The sequence below is a fragment of the Microbacterium sp. KNMS genome, from assembly GCF_053851835.1.
Map to the genome: position 1 here is coordinate 1 of NZ_JBSQBP010000137.1, position 260 is coordinate 260.

Annotated in this window: 1 protein-coding gene; it reads left to right on the forward strand. The window is 33.8% G+C overall.

Annotated elements, in window-relative coordinates:
• The coding region (locus ACWXWW_RS18150) for a hypothetical protein (RefSeq protein WP_455971420.1) at positions 1 to 260 on the forward strand (260 nt) is incomplete at both ends.

Genomic DNA, 260 nt, shown 5'->3' on the forward strand with positions numbered 1-260 from the left:
GAGTTTATGGGATTTGAAATGGAAGAAGGATTAATTCCGATTACGTTATGGCCTGTTTTATACGGAACAGATGAAATTCAAAGTATCGCAATTCAATCTAAAAATGTAGACGATTTAGAATCAGCAGGGAAACAAGCTGTTGATGTACTAAATAGTCGTAAGCCAAGTGAAATTCCAGGTAAATATGAATTAGTAAACTTGAAAGAATTCCAAGAAGGAGTTTCTAAAGTTACTAACATTATGACGATGATCATTGGTGG